Here is a 19,397-nt window from a genome sequence, read left to right as displayed (position 1 = left end):
GCACGTGAAGTTCCACTGGTTCGCACAGCAGTACTACACCAAGCTCCCCGACGACTACGGCAGCACCGTGCACAGCTCGTGGGTCACGCCGCCGGCGTCGGTGGCCGACCCGTCGCAGGTGCACGAGGATTACCACACCTACCTGCGCCTCATGCAGCAAGCCGACGGCCTCGGCTGGGACTCCCTGTTGTTGAACGAACACCACCAAACATCACTCGCGATGACGCCGTCGCCCAACCTGATCGCCGCCATCCTCGCCGGGACCACGCAGAACTCCGCGATCGCCCTGTGCGGCAACTCGCTCGCGCTGTACAACCCGCCGGTCCGCGTGGCCGAGGAGATCGCGATGCTCGACACGATCTCCGGCGGCCGCATCATCGCCGGCATGGTGTTCGGCACCCCGATGGACACGGCCTTCTCCTACGGCGTGCCCCCGATCGAGCTGCGCGATCGCTTCCACGAGGCCCGTGACCTCATCACGCGCGCGTGGAAGGCCGAGGAACCGTTCGCGTTCAACGGGAAGTACACCAAGCTGCGTTACGTCAACACGTGGCCGCGGCCGGTGCAGGACGAGATTCCCGTGTGGATCCCGGGCAGTGGCAGTGTGGAGACCTGGGACGTGGTCAACGCCTTCAACTACTGCTACGGCTACCTTTCGTTCAGCGGCAAGCAGAGCGCCGAGCCGATCGTGAAGGGTTTCTGGGACTACACCGAGCAGCAGGGTGCCGACACTAACCCGAACCGCATGGCGTTCACCCAGATCATCTGCTGCGCCGACAGCGACGCCGAGGCCGAGCGCCTCTACGGCGACGCTGTGAAGTACTTCTACCGCCAGAACCCGACGGCGCTGGAGTTCGCGACGCCACCGGGCTACAACTCGCTGCCGTCGATCCGGGCCAATCTCACGCGGGCGCGCACGATGTCCAATGAGGAACGCATGAAGGCTCAGAACGGCGAACTGTCCTTCTGGGAGTACGACAAGCTCGGCTACATCATCGCCGGCACGCCGGAGCGGGTCGAGCAGCGCGTGCGTGACCTCGTGACGGACCTGCGGATCGGCCAGCTCATCACGTGCATGCACGTCGGCAACCTGCCCGAAGAGGTCGCGGCGATGAACAACCAGCTGTTCGGGACGCAGGTGATCCCGAAGCTGCGCGACATCTGGGCCGGGCTCGAGGACCGCTGGACGCCCAAGGTGAGCCAGCAGCGGATCGCGGAACGCTTCCCCTCCGCGGTCACCGCGGGCTGAACGACGAAGGGGCTTCCCCGCGCGGTGCGGGGAAGCCCCTTCTTCAGCTCCTGTGCGTCAGGACACCGGATCGGTGGTCCGGGCCGGCAGCGTCGGTTCGAGGTCGCCCGCCACGGCCTGGTGCACCCGTACCTCTTTGGACAGAAGGACCGGGATGATGGCCACGGCGAACAGGATCGCACCGACGATCCAGATGGTGTCGAGCTGGCCGCGGCCCGACACCGACGTGTCGATCCACTTCCCGCTCTGGTCGGTGATGATCCAGCCGACCGCGACCTGCATGGCCGCCGACGCGCCGTTGAGCGTGCCGGTGACCTCCGGCCGGGCGATGCCGGCCCAGTAGCTGTTGACCGTGCCCCAGAACATCGGATCGCAGAGGAAGGCGAAGGCCCCGATGAAGAATCCCCACAGGACCCACGTCGAATCATGCAGCAGCACACCCATCAGGAACCCGACGGCACCGCAGGCCGGCCCGGCCACCAGCCACGGCCGCGTGCGGCCACCGAAGAAGCGGGTGACCAGCGTGCCGTTGACGAGTCCGAAGAGGACCGGGATCGCCGCGATGAGCGGGCTGACCCAGGCCACCGTGTCGGGATTGACCTTGTCGAGCGTGATGAGGCCGTAGGGCAGCCACGGACCCGAAAGCCACGTCGGGGTCGTCGCCAGTGCGGTCGCGATGATCATCGTGAGGATGCTGCGGTTCTTGAGCGCTCGCAGCAGTTCGCGGAAGCTCAGCTTCTCGCGGACCTCGACCCCGCGGTGTTCGGCGTGGATGCGCGCGACCTCTTCCGGCGTGATCCCGCGCAGCTTCTCGGGTTTGTTGGCGGTGAACAGAACCAGCATCACCAGCGCCGGCACACCCAGCGCCGCCACGACGATGAACGCGTCCCGCCAGGACAGGTGGTTCGCCAGCGGCAGTGCGATCGCCGGCGCGAGCACACCGGCGATGAGGGTCGAGCTCATCCACGTCGACGTCGCCCTGGCGCCGAGCGCGCCCGGGAACCACACGGAAAGGAGCCGTTGTGAAGGAGCCCAGGAGAATCCGAAGAAGACGCCGAAGATCAGGTTCCGCCACCACATCTCGTTGTAGGTGTGGACGAACGCCATCGTCGCCGAGAGCACCGTGACGCCGGAGATGCAGATGATGAGCATCAGCTTGGCGCCGATGCGGTCGGCGAGGATGCCGGCGAGCAGCAGCAGGGGGAAGTACCCCAGCAGGTAGCTCGCCGTGACGCTCGAGATCTGACTCGGCGAAAGGTGCAGGTCGGTGGACCAGAACGGGTTGAGCAGGCTGAACTTCGCGCTGTCCAGCCAGACCACGAAGTTGACGATCAGGATGCTCGCGAGCATCAGCCCGCGTTTGCCCATGAAGAGCTTGGGGCGGATTACCGGTGCGGGGAACGACATGAAAGACCCTCCGGACACAGGGGTGCGGATGCAGGTGGTGGATAGGGAGGCGGAACAGGTGCCTCAGCCGAAGTGCTCCCGACCGACTAGTCGGTTCGAGACAGCTTGCGCCCGGCTTCAGAGTGTGTCAAGCGCCACTTCGGAGCTTCTCGATTCAGGACAAAGCTCTTGTGCAGCAAGAGGTTTCTTGATCTTTCGGGATTCACCCGTGCGGCGCAATGCGTGGTTACCGTTGGTCGGCGTTTCGGGGTTTGTTGGGGTGCCGGGGTTTTCTTCCCGGCCACAAAGGACTTGGTGTTCCATTTAGGAGGCTGTTGTGCGCGTAGTCACTTGGCAGGCGATCGAAACCCTTTCCCTGGACGAGGTCGACGCACCGGTGTGCGGACCGTCCGATGTGGTCTTGTCCGTCGGGGCGTGCGGGATCTGCGGTTCCGATGTGCACTCCTACACCGAGGGCGTGTGGATCGCGCCCGGCGTGCCGCTCGGGCACGAGTACGCGGGAACGGTGACAGCAGTGGGATCCGAGGTGGCCGGCTTGCGGGTCGGCGACCGGGTCGCGGTGAACCCGGCGGCGCCGTGCGGTTCTTGTCCGCGGTGTTCGGAAGGGCGGCAGAACCTGTGTTCCGGTGGGTCCGGCCACTCCGGCGGGTTCGGGGACGAGGTGCTGGTGCGCAACGCCGTTCCCGGGCAGCACTTGTTCGTGTTGCCCAGCGACTTTCCCTTGGAGGAAGCCTGTTTTCTCGAACCGCTGTCGGTGGCCGTGCGGGCCGTGCACCACGCCGCGCCGCCGTTGGACGAGCCGATCGTGGTGTTCGGCCTGGGAACAATCGGACAGTGCGTGGTGCAAGTCCTCCTCGCGGCGGGCGCCCGTGATGTGATCGTGGTGGATACTTCACACCGCCGCCTCGAGGCCGCCCTGGCCGCCGGGGCGCATGAGGCGTTGAACCCCTCGTCCGACGACGTGGGCGCCTCACTGTTCGCTTCGCGCGGCACGACTTCGTCGCCCTACCAACCTCGTTCGGGTGCGATCGGGTCGGTGTTCGAATGTTCCGGTGCCGCTCCCGTGCTGCCGCTGGCGTTCTCGCTGGCCCGCGCCGCCGCGCCGATCGCCGCGATCGCGCTCGCGGCCCACCCGTTGAGCGTCCCGGTCGACGACCTGGTCCAGAAGGAGCTCCGCCTGCTCGGCAGCTTCGCCTACACCCCCCGCGACTGCCAGGAGGCGTTCGACCTGCTCGTGTCACGGCGGGTGGACGTCCGGCCGCTCATCTCGCACCGCTTCGCCCTCGCCGACATCACGGCGGCGTTCGAGGCGCAGCGGGACACGGGGGCGTCGATCAAGGTGGTGGTTTCGCCCTGATCTACCCCGCGTCGACTATGTGCATCGTACTGGGGTCCTGCACGTGATCTGCTCGTACACCCTGCGCTGCTCGATCATGAAATCGCGAATTGCTCGTGCGACCTGTATCATCACCCAACGGTGTGACCAGCCATGCCGCAAGGGGAGGACCGTTGGGGGCAATCGTGGTGACATCGTGCTCGCGGAGCTGCAGATTCCGCGCACTGAAGCGATAAATGAGCGGCTCAACGAGCTTCTACGACCCGGCGGCGAGAGAGTAGAAATCTCGGCCAAGTACGAGGCGTGCGACGCGAGCGGCACCATCCGAGTCGTTGTCGATTCCGATCGCCGTCTGAGTGATGTCGACATCCGACACAGCTGGGCGACCCGCATACCGCCAGCTCAGTTCACTAGCGTCCTGTTCGACACGTACGTCAAGGCGATCCAGCGCGCAATGGTGGTTCAGCTCGCAAATGACGGAGATTCACGTTCGAATCACCCCGTCGCAGACACCCAGCCCGACGAAATAGGCGCGAAACCCTACGAGGAGTGGATCATCGCCATGCGGGCCCGGATCAGCGATATCGACACGCAACTGGAAAGCATCCGGCGCCTCGAAGAGAGACGGGCGCCTTCTGCTGAGACCGACGTGAGAAGCCCTCTGGGGTTCTTCGTACTACGGCTGCAGGGCGGCAGCCCCGCCGGGTTGACGGGGTCGGTCGACATCCTGGCAAAGGCCGGCTTGGACCGATTGCGGAAGGACTTCCTCGACGTGTTCTCTGCCACCGGCCTGACCGCGCCGGGCACCCTGACAAACTCACCGACTAGACGCCGCGCACGGGATGCAGGCCAGGAAGACGACGAAGAACCATTCGAGTTCCGTTACGACGCTTGAGGGGGAGAAGATGGCTGGCTACAAAGTGATCACCTCGGCTGTGCGAGCTGAAGGAACGAAATGGCGCGGGTTCGCCGATACTATGAACAAGGTCAGTCCCGTCGTGAAGAACGCAACACTTGGCGAGACAGCGTTTTTCGTCGGCGACCCGATAACACTACTGGCCGGAGCGTTCAACGCGAAAATTCTTGGCGACATCTATGAATCTTTGCGTTCTTACGTGGAAGACGCTGTCGCTGGGGCTGCCGTCGAGTTCGATCAGATCGATGATGCATTGCAGAGGACCGCACAGCTGTACGACCAGGCCGAGGCTATCACTGAAATCGATCTTAACCAGATCTACGGAAGGGCACAGGGATAAGGAATGGGCAATCCCACCGGGCCCGACGAACTGACTGGAATACTCGATGAGCTTTTCGGTAAAGTCGAGGGCAAGGTCGACGAAATCATCGACAAGTACAATGCGGCCGTGCACCACATCAATGACTGGAGATACCTACTCGGCCCGGCCATGATCTGGATATCCGACGCGCTCCAGAAGATTCGGGACGGCCTGGACAAGGTTGTGAAGCTGGTGCAGTATGCCGTGGAGCACCACGTGCCAGTCGTGTCTTTGATCATCCAGAGCTTCAACTGGCAGGACCACATTCAGAAGGACGTCTCCGCCCTGGCGGTTTCTGTTGAAACCCCCGCTGACCCAAACCTCGCGTACTGGGAAGGTGGTGGAGCGGCGGAGTACTGGAAGCGAGCCAAGACGCAAAGGGACGCCGTCGAGGCCATCGGCGGCCAAGGCGGAAAGGCTGACGCAATCAGCAGTTGGCTGATAAGCATCGCAAAACTCAACGTCCAGTTCATGACCGGCCTGGTAAAAATGGTCGCAGACTTCCTCGGCGCTCTCGTGGCAGCTGGCCTTGAAGCCGCGACTGTCGTCGAACTCCCCTTCACCGTCAAAGATCTGGCCGGCGCGATCGGTGGGCTCGTTACCAACGCGATCAACAGACTCGCCGATATCGCCAACCAGATCATGGAGACCGTCGGTAGCATTCGAGACGCGAAGGGGTTGATGAATGACTCCCGACTCCCTGGTGCGCAGTGGCCTCAGGCGGTAAACCTGTGACTACACAGACACAGCTGTGAACGCGTCGTTTCCCCAGAGCTTTCCGCAGCACGGCGTCCCGGTTCCCCGGCCGCCCAAGAGAGGGCTCGGCGCCGGCTGGATAATCGCGATCGTGGTCGGCGGATTGGTCGTCGTGGCTGGGGTTGCGCTGGGAGCGGTCACGTTGTCCAGCAGTGGCGGCAGCTACGACGAAGCGGACAGCAAGTACGGAACCGCGCCGCTGCCCAGGTGCGACGAGGTCGCGGCGCGAGTCGGGAACCTGCCTCCGAAGACGTCCGAGACGGCACTCCAGGGAAGCAAGGGATGGCTGTGCACCTTCGCCGACGCAGCGACGTCGGTGCGCCTCGATCTTGAGGTCAACACCGTGCAACGGCAGCATGCGGGGTTCGACGTCGACACATCGTCCGGGGCGTATGTGGTGGATCCGGCGCTTCACTTGGGCGAGAAGGCGGCGTGGGGCCTGCTGCCCAGTGGCCAGGCGTGCACGCTGGCCGTCCTGGACAGCAACGCGACGTTCAAGGTCGGCATCGACAACCGGAATGCCGATCGAGGCGATACGGAGACTTGCAAGATCCGGGCGGCGACCATCGCGCAGGCGTTGTACGGCTCGATCCAGCCTCGGTGAGGCCCCTGGTCGACGTGATCGACGCCACAAGCGACAATGGAGGACGTGACCGCCACCTTGAGCAAGCCCGCCCTGCGGATCGGCCCCTATCAGGTCGATCCGCCGGTCGTGTTGGCGCCGATGGCGGGGATCACGAATGTCGCGTTCCGGCAGCTGTGTGCGGAGTACGGGGCGGGCATCTACGTGTGCGAGATGATCACCGCGCGGGCCGTCGTGGAGCGGCACCCCGGGACGATGCACATGATGACCTTCGGCGAGCACGAGAAGCCCAGGTCGATGCAGCTTTACGGCGTGGATCCGAAGACGATGCGCGAGGCCGTGAAGATCATCACCGGTGAGGGGCTCGCGGACCACATCGACTCGAACTTCGGGTGTCCCGTCGCGAAGGTGACGCGCAAGGGCGGCGGGGCGGCGCTGCCGTTCAAGCGGAAGCTGTTCGCGGACATCGTGCGCGAGTCGGCCGCGGCCGCCGCCGAGGCGGGGGTGCCGTTCACGGTCAAGTTCCGCGTGGGCATAGACGACGACCACCGCACGTTCCTCGACGCCGGGCGCATCGCCGAGGCCGAGGGCGCGGCGGCGGTCAGCCTGCACGCGCGCACGGCCGCGCAGCGCTACTCCGGCCAGGCCGACTGGTCGAAGATCGCCGAGCTGAAGCAGGCCGTGACCAGCATTCCTGTGCTGGGCAACGGCGACATCTTCTCCGCCGCCGACGCGCTGCGCATGGTCGACGAGACCGGCTGCGACGGCGTGGTCGTCGGGCGCGGGTGCCTCGGGCGGCCGTGGCTGTTCGGGGAGCTGGAGGCGGCGTTCGCGGGGCGCGAGATTCCGGCCGGGCCCAACCTGGGCGAGGTCGCGCGGGTGTTGCGCCGGCACGCGGAGCTGCTGGTGGCGCACGACGGGCCGACCAAGGCGATGCGTGACCTGCGCAAGCACATGGCGTGGTACTTCATGGGCTTCCCCGTGGGGTCCGAGCTGCGGCGCGGGTTCGCGATGGTGTCGAGCCTCGACGAGCTCGACGACCTCATCGCCCGCCTCGACTTCGACGCGCCGTTCCCGGAGAACGCCGACGGTCCGCGGGGCCGGCAGGGTTCGCCGGGCAAGGTGACGCTGCCGCACGGGTGGCTGGACGACCCGGACGACGACTGTGTGCCCGAGGCCGAGGACATGCATTCGGGCGGCTGAGCCCGGGCATGGGGCTTTGGGAATGCGGGCTTTGGCTTTGTGCGCCGGTGTTGGTTGCCGACGGAATTCGAACAGGGACTGTCGCATAATTCGCAGCCAGTGAGCACTTTCGCGCTTCGCTGACCTGATTATTGCGCGGGAAACCACGTGTCGAGTGTGAGTTGCAACGATTGGTTGTCCCCTTCTGCCCAGGCGATGATGCCGTCGGGACGGAGGAGGAGTGCGCCGGTGTTGGTCACGGGGAGGATTTCAACACGGTTTGTCGCATAATTCGCGAAAGCCTGCGTCTCGGGTGTGAGCAGGAGCAGGCCACGGCCGGAGTGCAGGTGTTCGTGCAGTTTGGAGCGCACCCCGTGGTCGTCGGTGAGGTCGAGATCGGACGAGTGCAGGCCGACGGGTTCGGCGGCAGGGTAGGGCAGCTCGTGGCGATAGTCCACACCGGACAGTAGAGCGCTGAAATACCGGTTCACCGCAGGGATTTCCATGAGGTCGCTGACGATGTCGCGCAGCGCGTCGACATGGCGCCCGGGAGCCAGGAGCGCCGACTGCGCACGGGTGTTGTGCAGCACGGCTGCCGCGGCGGGGTGGCGTTCGCGGGTGTAGGTGTCGAGCAGCGACTCGGGCGCGGCGCCGCGGACTACGGCGGCGAGTTTCCAGCCCAGGTTCATCGCGTCGAGCAGGCCGAGGTTCAACCCCTGGCCGCCGCTGGGCGAGTGAACGTGGGCGGCGTCGCCCGCGAGCAGGATTCGGCCGTGCCGGTAGGTGTCGGCTTGGCGCGCCTGGTCGGTGAAGTCGCGGGGTTCGCGGAGGCCTTCGATGGCGACGTCGGCGCCGGTGACGCGACGGATGGCGGCGGCCAGCTCGGCCGCGGTGACCGGACCACGGCTGCCGTTCGTCGCGACGGCGGTGGCCGGGTGACCTTCGCCGGTCAAGCCGAGTGAGGCGATCGGAGCGGCATGGTCGGTCGGCCTCTCCGGCGTGGAGGTAGCGACTTCGGCCGAGACAGCCGGAGCACCAAAGGGATCTCCTCCGGGCGAAGCGGCTGAGACGACCGTGCCACCGCCGGTGACCGGAGTGGACCGGCGGCCTTCGCCAGCCGCGACGACTGGCGCGCTGACGCCCACCGAGGTGACCGGCTGAGCGTTGTCGACTGGAGTGGGCAGGCGGCCATCGCCAACCGAGACGACAGGTGCGGTGGCGCCGACCGAGGTGACCGGCTGAGCGTTGTCGATCGGGGCGACGGCGCCGGGCGTGGCGGCTGGAGCAGGCGGCGCGGCGTCGGCGAGTTCCGTGACGCCGGCGAGCGAGCCGCCGTGGAGGAAGGTGCCCGTGGGGTAGCGGCCGGGGGCGGGGGCGGGGCCGGCGAAGGAGACCGCGCCGGCGATGGTGCGGAGCAGGGGTGCGGTGCCGGGGAAGGCGAACGGTGTGAGTTTTCGAACGCGGCTGTGTGCGCCGTCGCACCCGATCAGGTAGGGGGCGCGCAGGCGGTGTTCGGCGGTGGACGTGTGGGTGATGGCCGTGACGCTGTCGGCGCCGGGTTCCAGGGCGACGACGTCGTGGCCGCGGAGGATCCGGACACCGAGCGTCTCGGCGTGGGTGGTGAGGAGCCGTTCCAGGTCCGGCTGCCAGATGCGGGTGCCGGGGCGGCCGGGGTCTGGGGTGAGTTTGTGGATGTTCGCGAAGTGACCGAGTTCGGTGCCGTGGTCACGGGTGAAGTCGCGGGCACCGGCGGGATCCGCGGCGGACAGGTGGGGGCCGAGGCCGCGGCGCCACAAGGCTTCGGTGGCCAGGGGCCGATGCCGCGGGCCTTGCGATCACGCGAGGGTTCGGTGAGTCGTTCCAGCACCAAAGCGCGGCCGCTGCCCAGCTGGACTTCGGCGGCGAGGAGGAGGCCGACCGGGCCGGCTCCGACGACGATGACGTCCGCATCCATGAGAAGCCTCCTTAACTTGTTAAGTGCTACTCTGCTCCTGAACTAGTTAAGGAGTCAAGAAGCATGCCGATCGACGTGCCGGCCGCGGTGCGCACCGCGCTGCGATTGCTGGAGCAAGACGGGCTCGACAAGCTCACCGTCCGGCGGCTCGCAGACGAGCTCGGCGTCAAGGCGCCCGCCCTGTACTGGCACTTCAGCAGCAAACGCGCGCTGCTCGACCACATGACCGGGGCGATCGTCGAGCCGGTGCTGAACCAGTTGCCGGACAAGACCACGCCCTGGCTCGAGTGGCTGGAAAAAGCGGGCAACGCGCTGCACACCGCGCTCCTGGGCCACCGCGACGGGCCGAGCATCGCGATCGGCGCCGACCTGAGCGTGGCCCGGTCGCTGGGTGAATTCGCGGAGCGCGCCGTCGAGGTCCTGCACCGGGCGGGGTTCCCGCTCGCCGACGCGACGCGCGCGGCGGGGGTGTTCGTCCACTTCGTCCTCGGCCGTGCGGTCGAAGACCAGACCAGGCCCGATGAAACCGTAGAGATCCCGTTTCCCTTGATGGCACAAGGCTTGCGCGCTCGCCAAGCCGCCGGCGCCACTCCGGCCGACGACTTCCGCTACGCGCTCGGCGTCGTGCTCGCCGGGCTGAACGCGACCCGCCCCACGGCCCCGTGAGTTGCCCCGGCGTGACTACTGACAGGTCGAGAAGCTGTTCGACGGGCTGGAGATGGTGGAGCCGGGCATCACCCAGCTCGTGCGCTGGTGGCCGGACGGCCCGCAGCTCAAGCCGCTCATGGCCGCCCACCGCATCATCGCCGGCGGGATCAAGCTCTGACCTGCGATTTCATCCGTTCTCCACAAGCTGTCCCCAGGTTGTCCACAGGGAGCTGTGGACAAACGCGAAAGGCCACTCCGAACGCCGGAGTGGCCTTTCACGCGAGCGGGCAGGATCAGGCAGCCGCACCGATCAGCACCGACTGCACCTGGCCGAAGCCGAGGGCGGCGAGGTCCGCGACGTCGTGGGTGACGACCAGGGACTTGCCCGTCAGGTTCGGGCCGGTGTACAGCGTCAAGGTGCCGGAGACGAACTGGATCGAGCCGGTCGCCGGGATGTTGATGTTGACCTTGTCGCCGACGTTGCCGTTGATGCCCTGCGAGCCCTGGGGCTCGGAGAAGTTCTTGCCCGAGTCGATGATCGCGCTGGCGCCGGCGACCGGCGGCTTCGCGGGGGCGTTGTCACCGATGAAGATCGACTGGACGTGGGCGAAGCCGGCGCCGAAGGTGGCCGGGATGTTCGAGACGCTGTCGGTGAGGACCGCGGCGTCGCCGGTCTTGCAGTCGGCGCCGGTCCACAGGGTCATCGTGCCGCCGAAGCTCTGCAGCGAACCGGTGGCGGGGATGTTGACGGTGATGCACTCGCCGCCGTCGCCGCCGATGCCCTGGGAGCCCTGCGGCTCCGAGAAGTTGATGCCCGAGTCGAGGATGCCGCTCGCGCCGGAGGAGGCGGGCGAAGCGGAGGCGATGCCGGCACCGCCGAGCACCGCGCCGGCGACGGCACCGAAAGCAGCCAGGGACAGAACAGTCTTGCGCAGCATGGGATTCTCCAGAACCTTGTCGGGTTTCCCGGCTCCGCACCTCGGTGCCGGACACCCGCAGACACGGGTCCCGTCCGGTGAACGGTTCACGATCTTGATGTGACGGCGGCCACATCACCCGGTGAAGGTGAGACAGGGCAACGTACTTGCCCGGAAGAATCCCCGCCCGAAATCCACTGTGGACGGATATGGTTCGGCCCCGTCACTCCGAAGAGGAGCGACGGGGCCGGGAAATGAGCCTGGAACTCAGTTCTCGAGCTGCTGCGGCTCGCCACCGACGGTGATCTTGCGCGGCTGGGCCTTCTCGGCAACCGGGATGCGCAGGGTCAGCACACCGTCGACGTATTCCGCGGCGACGCGGTCGGTGTCGAGGGTGTCACCGAGGACGAGGCGGCGCGAAACCTTGCCGCGCGAACGCTCGGAGACCTGCACACGGGCGTCCTCGCCGAAGGCGGCGGCGCGCTCGGCCTTCACGGTCAGTACGTTGCGCTCCACGCTCACGTCGATCGACTCGCGGGCCACGCCCGGGAGGTCGAACTGCACGACGTACTCGTCACCGTTGCGGTAGGCGTCCATCGGCATCGTGCGCGGCGAGCTGGTGGGCTGGCCGGCGAAGAACTGCTGGGTCAGGCGGTCGAACTGGGCGAACGGGTCGGTCCGGATCAACATCTGCGTTCCTCCTTCAGGTGGCCTCGATCAGCTCCTGGGCGGCTGACCGGACCTTACAAAGTTGACAACGACACACTCAACTTAGTTGTTCCCGTTTGACGCACATCACAGTGTGGAGTTGTCAGACGGCCACCACCCGGTGTACAGGTATGAACATGTCCATGGGCGGAAAGAAACAGCAGCTCGTGGGCGACCTCGCCGAGCTCATCCGCTCCGGCCGGCTCGCCCACGGTGACCAGCTGCCCGGTGAGCACCAGCTCGCCGAGCAGTACCAGGTCAGCCGCGGGACGGTGCGCAGCGCACTGTCCGAATTGCAACACCAGGCGCTCATTTCCACACACGCCGGCGTCGGGTCGTTCGTGACGTTCGACGGGGTCACGCTCGACCAGGGCGTCGGCTGGGCCCGCGCACTCGCCGACTCCGGCGCGCCCGTGACCACCGAGCTGCTCGGCATCACCGAGGTCGAGGACGCCGAGCTCACCCGCCGCTTCACCACACCGAAGTTCGTGCGCGTGAAACGGCTGCGCCGCGATGACACCGGCCGCGGTGTCTCGCTCGAAGAGGCCACCCTGCCGCCCGTCGGGCCGCTGGCCGAGCTGCGCCTGGTCGACGGCTCCATCACGGCCACCCTGCGCGAAGCCGGCCTGCACCCCGTGGGCGGCGACCAGTGGATCACCGCCCAGCCGCTCGACGCCGCTTCGGCCGCGCTGCTCGGCCGCCCCGCCGGTGAGCTGTTCCTCAAGGCCACGCGCACGTCGCTCGACGCGGATTCCCGGCTCGTCGAGCACGTCGTGAGCCTGCTCGACCCCGCGCGCTTCAGCTTCCACCTCACCTTCGGCCGGCGATGAGCCCCCGCGACCGCGCGCTCGCCGCGTTGACCGGGCTGGCCGTGGGTGACGCGCTCGGCATGCCGACCCAGTCGATGTGCCGCGCCGAAATCCGCGCCGCGTACGGGACGGTCGACGGGTTCCGCGACGCGATCGCCGGCCAGCCCATCGCACCCGGCCTGCCCGCGGGCACGATCACCGACGACACCGAGCAGGCCCTCCTGCTCGCGCGCCTGCTCGTGGACGGCGGCGGCCACGTCGAGCCACGCGTGTTCGCCGACGCCTTGCTGGCCTGGGAAGCCGACATGGTCCGCCGCGGCTCGGCGGACCTCCTCGGGCCGTCGACGAAGAAGGCGTTGGCCCTGCTGGAAAGCGGCGTCCCCCCGGAAGAGGCCGGGCGCGGCGGCACGACCAACGGCGCCGCCATGCGCGTGACCCCGGTCGGCATCGCGACCCCGGTCGACGACCTGGCCACGCTCGTCGACGCCGTGGCCGAGACCGCGCGCGTCACCCACAACACCTCAGTCGGCCTCGCCGCCGCGACCGCCGTCGCCGCCGCGGTGTCGGCGGGCGTCGACGGCGCGGACCGCATGGCCGCCTTCGACCTGGCCGAACGCGCGGCCGCGCTCGGTGCGGCGCAAGCGCACTGGAGCGCGGGCGGCAGTGTCGCCGCGCGCATCCACTGGGCGCGCGACTGGGTGCGGGGCCTGCGGCGCACCGAGCTGGACGACGCCGTGGCCGACGTGATCGGCACTTCCGTGTCCGCGAAGGAGTCGGTGGTCGCCGCGTTCGCGCTGGCCGAGGTGCTCGACCCGGCCGACGCGCTGACGACGGCCGCGCGGCTGGGCGGCGACACCGACACTGTCGCGGCGATCTGCGGGGCGCTGCTCGGCGCCTGCGGCGAGGAGATCCCGGCCGAGCTCGGCGAAACCGTGGTCCGGGTGAACGGCCTCGACCTCGGTCCGCTCGTCGACGGCCTCGTCGCCGTGCGCAGGACCATCCCGTGAGCCGCTTGATCCACACCGGACAGGTCGTCGTCGACCTGGTCCTCACCGTGCCGGGGCTGCCGGCTCCGGGCGGCGACGTGCTGGCCACGTCCACGAACCTGCTGCCCGGCGGCGGGTTCAACGTGATGGCCGCGGCCGCGCGCTCGGGCGCCGAGGTCGTCTACGCCGGCACGCACGGCACCGGCAGCTTCGGCGACCTCGTGCGCGCCGCGCTGGAGGCCGAGGGTATCACGACCGTGCAGGAACCCACGGCCAGCGGCGACACCGGCGTCGTCGTGGCGCTCGTGGACCCGTCGGGTGAGCGGACGTTCGCCACGGGCACCGGCGCGGAGGGACGGCTGCGCGCCGACCAGCTCGCGCGAGTCGCCGCCACGCCGGACGACCTCGTGTACGTCACCGGCTACAGCCTCCTGCACGCCGCCAACCGCGACGCCCTGCTGCACTGGCTGCCGGATCTGCCGGGTTCGCGGGTGCTCTTCGATCCCGGCCCACTGGTGTCCGAACTGGACGCACCGGCACTGGCGACCTTGCTGTCCACAGTAGACATCATCAGCTGCAACTCCCGCGAAGCCGAGTCCCTCGACGTCGCCGAACTCGCCGAGACCACCACCGTGATCGTCCGCGACGGCCCCGCCGGCTGCACGATCCACCACGGCGGCGAGGGCATTCGGATCGACGGCTTCCCGGTCACCGCGGTCGACACCAACGGCGCCGGCGACACCCACTGCGGCGTCCTGGCCGCCGAACTCCTGCGCGGCGCCGACCTGCCGAACGCGGCCCGCCGCGCCAACGCCGCCGCCGCGATGTCCGTAACCCGACACGGGCCCGCCACGGCGCCAACGCGTGCGGAACTGAACGAGTTCTGTCGAAATATTGACGGCAACACGGGCGACTTCTACCGTCGCACCGACCAAATATGAACAGGTTCAGATAGGCGGGCACCATGGCCAGGACCGAACAACGGGCACCGGAAACAGGCAGCCGGCTCAAGGTCGAGACGCACGGCATCAACGTGATCGGCGACGCCGAGCGCCGGGGCCGGCCAAGGGATCTGTTCTGGCCGTGGTTCGGCGCCAACGTGTCGATCCTCGGGCTCAGCTACGGCTCGTTCGCGCTCGGGTTCGGGATCTCGTTCTGGCAGGCGACCGTCGCCGGTGTCGTCGGGATCGTGTTCTCGTTCCTGCTCTGCGGCTTCATCGCGGTGGCGGGCAAACGCGGCTCCGCGCCGACGATGACGCTCTCCCGCGCGGCGTTCGGCGTGCGCGGCAACCACCTGCCGTCGGCGATCTCGTGGATCCTCACCGTCGGCTGGGAAACGGTGCTGACCGCGCTCGCGACGATGGCCACCGCGACCGTGTTCGAGCGGCTCGGCTGGGGTGGCGGCACGACGACCAAGGTGATCGCGCTGATCGTGGTCGCGGGGCTCACCGTGCTCAGCGGCGTGATGGGCTTCGACCTGATCATGCGGCTCCAGACGATCATCACGTGGATCACCGGCGTCCTCACCGTGGTCTACGTGATCCTCGTGGCCGGCCACGTGCACTGGTCGGCGGTGAGCGCGGTGCCCGCGGGTTCGGCGCAGGAGTTCATCGGCGCGCTCGTGTTCCTGATGACGGGCTTCGGCCTCGGCTGGGTCAACGCGGCGGCCGACTACTCGCGCTACCTGCCGCGCTCGTCGTCCGGACGCGGCGTGATCGGCTGGACGACGTTCGGCGCTTCCGTGGCGCCGCTCGTGCTGCTGGTGTTCGGGCTGCTGCTGGCGGGTTCGTCGCCGGAGCTGAACTCGAGCATCGCGGCCGACCCGATCGGGGCGCTGACCACGATCCTGCCGCTGTGGTTCCTGGTGCCGTTCGCGATCGTCGCCGTGCTCGGCCTGGTCGGCGGCGCGGTGCTGGACATCTACTCCTCAGGCCTGTCGCTGCTGTCCGCCGGCCTGCGGATCCCGCGCTACGTCGCCGCGCTGATCGACGGCGTGATCATGATCGCCGGCACCGTCTACATAGTCTTCTTCGGCGGCACTTTCCTCGGCCAGTTCCAGGGTTTCCTCACGACGCTCGGCGTGCCCGTGGCCGCGTGGTGCGGCGTGATGCTCGCCGACGTGCTGCTGCGCCGCCGCGACTACGCCGAAGCCGACCTCTACGACCGCCGCGGCCGCTACGGCGACGTGCGCTTCGGCCCCATCGCCCTGATCGTCGTCGCGACGGCCATCGGCTGGGGGCTGGTCACCAACGCGTCCGCGAGCTGGCTGCACTGGCAGGGTTATCTGCTGGCACCGTTCGGCCTCGGCGGCCGCGAGGGCTCGTGGGCGTTCGCCAACCTCGGCGTGCTGGTGGCACTGGCGCTCGGGTTCGTGGTGACGCTGCTGGTCAGCCGCTCGCGCGTGCGCGCGCAGGAGGCTGCCGCGTGAAGCCGCTGCTCGGGGTGATCGACCTGCAGAACATCTTCGCCGACCCGGCGAGCGACTGGTTCACGCCGGGCTTCGCGTCGATCCTGCCCCAGGTGCGGCGGCTGGTGAACGCATTCGGGCCGCGGGTGGCGTTCACGCGGTTCCTGGCTCCGGAGAAACCGGCCGGGGCTTGGGTGAAGTACTACCAGCAGTGGCCGTTCGCGCTGCAAAAACCGGATTCACGGGCGTACGCGGTGGTCGACGAGTTCCCCGTGAAGTCCACTGTGGACGCCTACACGTTCGGCAAGTGGACGCCCGAGATGGCGCAGCTGGTCGGCGACGGCGGCCTGGTGCTCGCCGGCGTCTCCACGGACTGCTGCGTCCTGTCCACCGCCCTGGCCGCCGGCGACGCGGGCGTCCCGGTGACCGTGGTGTCCGACGCGTGCGCCGGGGTCTCGGACGAAAGCCACGAGCAGACGCTGGCGATCCTGCGGCTCTATGGCCCGTTGGTGGAGGTCAGGACGACGGACGAGGTGCTGGCGAACTGAACCTGGGCCCCCGGCGGAGAAACCACGCCGGAGGCCCAGGAGATCGGGATCGACCCTACGTCAGCTCATCCTGCCGCTCCGCCGCGATCCGGCGGACGCGGCCGCGGACCCCGAGCCAGCCGGCGACCAGCACCAGCGCCAGCACGGGAATGCTGTAGATCAGGATCCGCCCGGTGGTGCCGCCCCACCAGCTCATCGTGAGGACCAGCAGGAGGAACGCCAGCGTCACGTAGTTCGTGTACGGCGCGCCCGGCAGGCGGTACGCCGGCCGGGACATCTCGCCGCGCGCGGCCTTGCGCGTCATCGCCAGGTGGCAGATCACGATCATCGACCACATGCCGATGATGCCCAGCGCCGAGAACTCCAGCGCGACCTCGAAGGCCTCGCCCGGCACCACGAGGTTGAGCACCACACCGAGCACGTACACCGCGGCGGTCAGCAGCACACCGCCGAAGGGGACGCCGCTCTTGCTCATCTTCGAGGTGAACTTCGGGGCCGAGCCGGCGATCGAGAGCGAGCGCAGGATGCGTCCGGTGGAGTAGAGGCCCGAGTTCACGCTGGACAGCGCCGCGGTGAGCACGATGACGTCCATGATGCCGCCGGCCGCGGGGATGCCGAGCTTCGAGAAGAACGTGACGAACGGGCTCTCCCCGCTCTTGTACGCCGTCCACGGCAGCACCATCACCAGCAGCAGCACCGAACCCACGTAGAAGATGCCGATGCGCCAGGCGACGGAGTTGACGGCCTTCGGGATGACCTTGCGCGGGTTGGCGGTCTCGCCCGCGGTCACCCCGACCATCTCGACGCCGGAGTACGCGAACACGACGCCCTGCAGGATCAGCAGCGCGGGCAGCACGCCGGTTGGGAACAGGCCGCCGTTGCTCGTGATCAGGCTCGGGCCGGTCACCACGCCGTCGACGGGTGTCCGGCTGATCAGCACGAAGATCGCCACGACCATGAACACCACGAGCGCCAGCACCTTGATGGCGGCGAACCAGAACTCGAGTTCGCCGAACAGCTTCACCGACACCATGTTCACCGCGAGGATCGCGAACAACGCGATGAGCGCGGGAATCCATTGCTGCAGGTCGGGCCAGAAGAACTGCGTGTACTTGGCCACCGCGGTCACATCGGCGACGCCCGCCGTGGCCCAGTTCAGGAAGTACATCCAGCCGGCGAAGAACGCGGCTTTCTCGCCGAGGAATTCTCGCGAATAGGACACAAAGGATCCGGAAGACGGCCGGTGCATCACCAGTTCGCCCATTGCGTGGACCACGAAGAACGCGATGATCCCGGCCACGGCGTAGACGACGGCCAGCGCCGGACCGGTGCTGTGCAGGCGCGAGCCGGCGCCCAGGAACAGGCCGGTCCCGATGGCGCCGCCGATGGCGATCATCTGGACCTGACGGTTCTTCAGTCCTTTGTGGTACCCGGTTTCCTCGTGCTTGAACGAGGTTTCCGGCGGCTCGGCGACCGCCGTCTGATCCGAGGGCGACATGTGATTCCCCTGTTCTGACAACAAAGTGCGTGTCGTGACGCAGGGGTCGGCCGACCACTGTGTCGTGCCAGATCATGATGTGGTCGGACCGCATCCGACCGCAACGGGAGCGGCGATAACTTAGGGTTGATTTGAGCTGCGAACCTCAAGCCATTCTCAAATGTGCCCGATAGAACCGAAATTCACGGACTCCCGGGCCGGAAAACGCGAAACGCGTTTCAAGCCCAGCTGTCCGGCTGTGTGCCGTCGACGTCGGTGAAGCCGTACTCGCGGGCCAGCTCCGCCGAGCTCACCGACCGCTGGTTCCACCGTGCGCGCTCCGGGTCCTCGGCCAGCGCCGCCACCGCGCGGCCCACGTACCGGGGCGACTCGGACTGCGCGAAGGGCGGCGGGGCGGTCGGGAGGCCGCCCGGGCGGTCGGAATCCAGCGCGGTGCGCCAGTTTTCCTCGGTGACGCCGTAGTTGTCGAGCATCATCTCCGAACGCAGCCAGCCCGGCGTGATCGCGACGGCCGTGCCGCCGTGCGCCGCGAGCTCGTGGCCCTGCGAGAACGCCAGCCGGTTCACCGAGGCTTTCGCGAGGTCGTAGAACACGGAGATCCGGTACTGGGACGCGTTGTACGCCAGCGTGCCGTCGGTGATCTCGACGAGGAGCCCACCGGGCTGGGAAACGAGCAGCGGCAGCAGGTAGTGCGAGGTCACGAGGTGCGTTTCCACGCCGAGGCGCAGGATCCGCAGGCCGTCGTCGAGGTCGTGCTCCCAGATCGGTGTGTTCCAGTCGGCCGGGCCGCCCTTGAGCCGCTCGGCGCCCCAGATGTCGTTGACCAGCACGTCGAGCCGGCCGTGTTCACGACGGACGCGTTCGCCCAGCACCCGCACCTGCTCGTGGTCGAGGTGGTCGACCTGCCTGGGCACGCCGGTGCCGCCGAGGCTGGTGACGAGCGCGGCCGTCTCCTCGATGGTCTCGGGGCGGTCGTAGTCGGAGTGACCGTCGCGTTCCCAGCTGCTGCGGCCGGTGCAGATCACCGTCGCGCCGGCCTCGCCGAGGGCCGCCGCGATGCCGCGCCCGGCGCCGCGGGTCGCGCCGGCCACCAGGGCCACCCGGTTCCGGAGATCAGCCATCACCTCGAGTG

General features: G+C 68.0%; 20 protein-coding genes and 1 pseudogene. 14 read left to right on the top strand and 7 right to left on the bottom strand.

What is annotated here, in order from left to right; all coding sequences use genetic code 11:
• Window positions 1-4 precede the first annotated feature (4 nt).
• A complete protein-coding gene (locus ACFY1H_RS04090; RefSeq protein ID WP_386944453.1) occupies window positions 5-1,249 on the top strand; it encodes an LLM class flavin-dependent oxidoreductase in 1,245 nt (414 codons plus the stop codon).
• Window positions 1,250-1,306: 57 nt separating this feature from the next.
• Here ACFY1H_RS04090 and ACFY1H_RS04085 read toward each other — a convergent pair whose 3' ends face one another.
• Window positions 1,307-2,656: an MFS transporter gene (locus ACFY1H_RS04085; protein WP_366589790.1), complete on the bottom strand. Its 1,350-nt coding sequence runs from the start codon at window positions 2,654-2,656 to the stop codon at window positions 1,307-1,309.
• Window positions 2,657-2,972: 316 nt separating this feature from the next.
• Here ACFY1H_RS04085 and ACFY1H_RS04080 point away from each other — a divergent pair, with 316 nt between their 5' ends.
• From ACFY1H_RS04080 to dusB, 6 genes are all read left to right on the top strand, one after another.
• Window positions 2,973-4,013 carry a zinc-binding dehydrogenase gene (locus tag ACFY1H_RS04080; protein ID WP_386944451.1) on the top strand — a complete coding sequence of 347 codons (1,041 nt, stop codon included), beginning with the start codon at window positions 2,973-2,975 and terminating at the stop codon, window positions 4,011-4,013.
• A gap of 175 nt (window positions 4,014-4,188) precedes the next feature.
• The gene (locus ACFY1H_RS04075; RefSeq protein WP_386944449.1) at window positions 4,189-4,887 is read left to right on the top strand and encodes a hypothetical protein; all 699 of its coding nucleotides are present in this window, start codon (window positions 4,189-4,191) and stop codon (window positions 4,885-4,887) included.
• Between the two features lie 10 nt (window positions 4,888-4,897).
• On the top strand, window positions 4,898-5,248 hold the full coding sequence (locus ACFY1H_RS04070) for a hypothetical protein (RefSeq protein WP_386944447.1): 351 nt from the start codon (window positions 4,898-4,900) through the stop codon (window positions 5,246-5,248).
• Window positions 5,249-5,251: 3 nt separating this feature from the next.
• Window positions 5,252-6,004, top strand: coding sequence for a hypothetical protein (locus ACFY1H_RS04065; protein WP_386944446.1), 753 nt, complete (start codon window positions 5,252-5,254; stop codon window positions 6,002-6,004).
• Between the two features lie 16 nt (window positions 6,005-6,020).
• Window positions 6,021-6,629: a hypothetical protein gene (locus ACFY1H_RS04060; RefSeq protein ID WP_386944444.1), complete on the top strand. Its 609-nt coding sequence runs from the start codon at window positions 6,021-6,023 to the stop codon at window positions 6,627-6,629.
• A 36-nt stretch (window positions 6,630-6,665) separates the two neighbouring features.
• Window positions 6,666-7,811, top strand: a complete 1,146-nt coding sequence (dusB, locus tag ACFY1H_RS04055; RefSeq protein WP_386944442.1) for a tRNA dihydrouridine synthase DusB — start codon at window positions 6,666-6,668, stop codon at window positions 7,809-7,811.
• Between the two features lie 128 nt (window positions 7,812-7,939).
• On the opposite strand, the gene ACFY1H_RS04050 is transcribed toward dusB, so the two are convergent.
• Together ACFY1H_RS04050 and ACFY1H_RS04045 are read right to left on the bottom strand one after the other, a co-directional pair.
• Complete coding sequence (locus tag ACFY1H_RS04050) at window positions 7,940-9,586, bottom strand: FAD-dependent monooxygenase (protein WP_386944440.1); 1,647 nt, start codon at window positions 9,584-9,586, stop codon at window positions 7,940-7,942.
• Window positions 9,587-9,666: 80 nt separating this feature from the next.
• A pseudogene (locus ACFY1H_RS04045) lies at window positions 9,667-9,744 on the bottom strand (hypothetical protein); the annotation flags it as partial.
• A gap of 63 nt (window positions 9,745-9,807) precedes the next feature.
• On the opposite strand from ACFY1H_RS04045, the gene ACFY1H_RS04040 reads away from it, so the two are divergent.
• On the top strand, window positions 9,808-10,410 hold the full coding sequence (locus ACFY1H_RS04040) for a TetR family transcriptional regulator (protein ID WP_386944438.1): 603 nt from the start codon (window positions 9,808-9,810) through the stop codon (window positions 10,408-10,410).
• 34 nt (window positions 10,411-10,444) lie between these two features.
• Window positions 10,445-10,570 (top strand): hypothetical protein, encoded by a 126-nt coding sequence (locus ACFY1H_RS04035; protein WP_386944853.1) that lies wholly within the window; start codon window positions 10,445-10,447, stop codon window positions 10,568-10,570.
• A 115-nt stretch (window positions 10,571-10,685) separates the two neighbouring features.
• Here the strand turns inward: ACFY1H_RS04035 and ACFY1H_RS04030 are convergent, their stop codons facing one another.
• Together ACFY1H_RS04030 and ACFY1H_RS04025 are read right to left on the bottom strand one after the other, a co-directional pair.
• Entirely contained in the window at window positions 10,686-11,330 is a 645-nt protein-coding gene (locus ACFY1H_RS04030; RefSeq protein WP_386944436.1) for a hypothetical protein, read from the bottom strand.
• 246 nt (window positions 11,331-11,576) lie between these two features.
• Window positions 11,577-11,999, bottom strand: coding sequence for an Hsp20/alpha crystallin family protein (locus ACFY1H_RS04025; RefSeq protein WP_364051779.1), 423 nt, complete (start codon window positions 11,997-11,999; stop codon window positions 11,577-11,579).
• Window positions 12,000-12,154: 155 nt separating this feature from the next.
• Here ACFY1H_RS04025 and ACFY1H_RS04020 point away from each other — a divergent pair, with 155 nt between their 5' ends.
• Genes ACFY1H_RS04020 through ACFY1H_RS04000 form a run of 5 tightly spaced genes read left to right on the top strand, consistent with a single transcriptional unit; the run spans window position 12,155 to window position 16,767 of the window.
• On the top strand, window positions 12,155-12,847 hold the full coding sequence (locus tag ACFY1H_RS04020; protein ID WP_386944434.1) for a GntR family transcriptional regulator: 693 nt from the start codon (window positions 12,155-12,157) through the stop codon (window positions 12,845-12,847).
• Window positions 12,844-13,833, top strand: a complete 990-nt coding sequence (locus ACFY1H_RS04015; protein WP_386944432.1) for an ADP-ribosylglycohydrolase family protein — start codon at window positions 12,844-12,846, stop codon at window positions 13,831-13,833. The genes ACFY1H_RS04020 and ACFY1H_RS04015 overlap by 4 nt, the downstream gene beginning before the upstream one ends.
• Entirely contained in the window at window positions 13,830-14,753 is a 924-nt protein-coding gene (locus ACFY1H_RS04010; protein WP_386944430.1) for a PfkB family carbohydrate kinase, read from the top strand. Before ACFY1H_RS04015 ends, ACFY1H_RS04010 begins: the two co-directional genes overlap by 4 nt.
• Window positions 14,754-14,776: 23 nt before the next feature.
• The gene (locus ACFY1H_RS04005; RefSeq protein WP_366589814.1) at window positions 14,777-16,240 is read left to right on the top strand and encodes a cytosine permease; all 1,464 of its coding nucleotides are present in this window, start codon (window positions 14,777-14,779) and stop codon (window positions 16,238-16,240) included.
• Window positions 16,237-16,767, top strand: coding sequence for a cysteine hydrolase family protein (locus ACFY1H_RS04000; RefSeq protein WP_386944427.1), 531 nt, complete (start codon window positions 16,237-16,239; stop codon window positions 16,765-16,767). The genes ACFY1H_RS04005 and ACFY1H_RS04000 overlap by 4 nt, the downstream gene beginning before the upstream one ends.
• 55 nt (window positions 16,768-16,822) lie before the next feature.
• Here ACFY1H_RS04000 and ACFY1H_RS03995 read toward each other — a convergent pair whose 3' ends face one another.
• Window positions 16,823-18,265: an amino acid permease gene (locus ACFY1H_RS03995; RefSeq protein ID WP_386944425.1), complete on the bottom strand. Its 1,443-nt coding sequence runs from the start codon at window positions 18,263-18,265 to the stop codon at window positions 16,823-16,825.
• Window positions 18,266-18,483: 218 nt separating this feature from the next.
• Window positions 18,484-19,386: an SDR family oxidoreductase gene (locus tag ACFY1H_RS03990; RefSeq protein WP_386944423.1), complete on the bottom strand. Its 903-nt coding sequence runs from the start codon at window positions 19,384-19,386 to the stop codon at window positions 18,484-18,486.
• Between the last annotated feature and the right edge of the window lie 11 nt (window positions 19,387-19,397).

The organism is Amycolatopsis sp. NPDC001319, from assembly GCF_042896185.1.
Taxonomy (GTDB): domain Bacteria; phylum Actinomycetota; class Actinomycetes; order Mycobacteriales; family Pseudonocardiaceae; genus Amycolatopsis.
Note: the sequence above shows the minus strand (reverse complement) of the source record. Positions and strands in the feature narration are given on the sequence as shown.

Coding starts and splice junctions, on each gene's coding strand:
- ACFY1H_RS04085 (WP_366589790.1), bottom strand. CDS start 2,656: ATGTCGTTCCCCGCACCGGTAATCCGCCCCAAGCTCTTCATGGGCAAA.
- ACFY1H_RS04070 (WP_386944447.1), top strand. CDS start 4,898: ATGGCTGGCTACAAAGTGATCACCTCGGCTGTGCGAGCTGAAGGAACG.
- ACFY1H_RS04065 (WP_386944446.1), top strand. CDS start 5,252: ATGGGCAATCCCACCGGGCCCGACGAACTGACTGGAATACTCGATGAG.
- dusB (WP_386944442.1), top strand. CDS start 6,666: ATGGAGGACGTGACCGCCACCTTGAGCAAGCCCGCCCTGCGGATCGGC.
- ACFY1H_RS04040 (WP_386944438.1), top strand. CDS start 9,808: ATGCCGATCGACGTGCCGGCCGCGGTGCGCACCGCGCTGCGATTGCTG.
- ACFY1H_RS04030 (WP_386944436.1), bottom strand. CDS start 11,330: ATGCTGCGCAAGACTGTTCTGTCCCTGGCTGCTTTCGGTGCCGTCGCC.
- ACFY1H_RS04025 (WP_364051779.1), bottom strand. CDS start 11,999: ATGTTGATCCGGACCGACCCGTTCGCCCAGTTCGACCGCCTGACCCAG.
- ACFY1H_RS04020 (WP_386944434.1), top strand. CDS start 12,155: ATGTCCATGGGCGGAAAGAAACAGCAGCTCGTGGGCGACCTCGCCGAG.
- ACFY1H_RS04015 (WP_386944432.1), top strand. CDS start 12,844: ATGAGCCCCCGCGACCGCGCGCTCGCCGCGTTGACCGGGCTGGCCGTG.
- ACFY1H_RS04005 (WP_366589814.1), top strand. CDS start 14,777: ATGGCCAGGACCGAACAACGGGCACCGGAAACAGGCAGCCGGCTCAAG.
- ACFY1H_RS03995 (WP_386944425.1), bottom strand. CDS start 18,265: ATGTCGCCCTCGGATCAGACGGCGGTCGCCGAGCCGCCGGAAACCTCG.
- ACFY1H_RS03990 (WP_386944423.1), bottom strand. CDS start 19,386: ATGGCTGATCTCCGGAACCGGGTGGCCCTGGTGGCCGGCGCGACCCGC.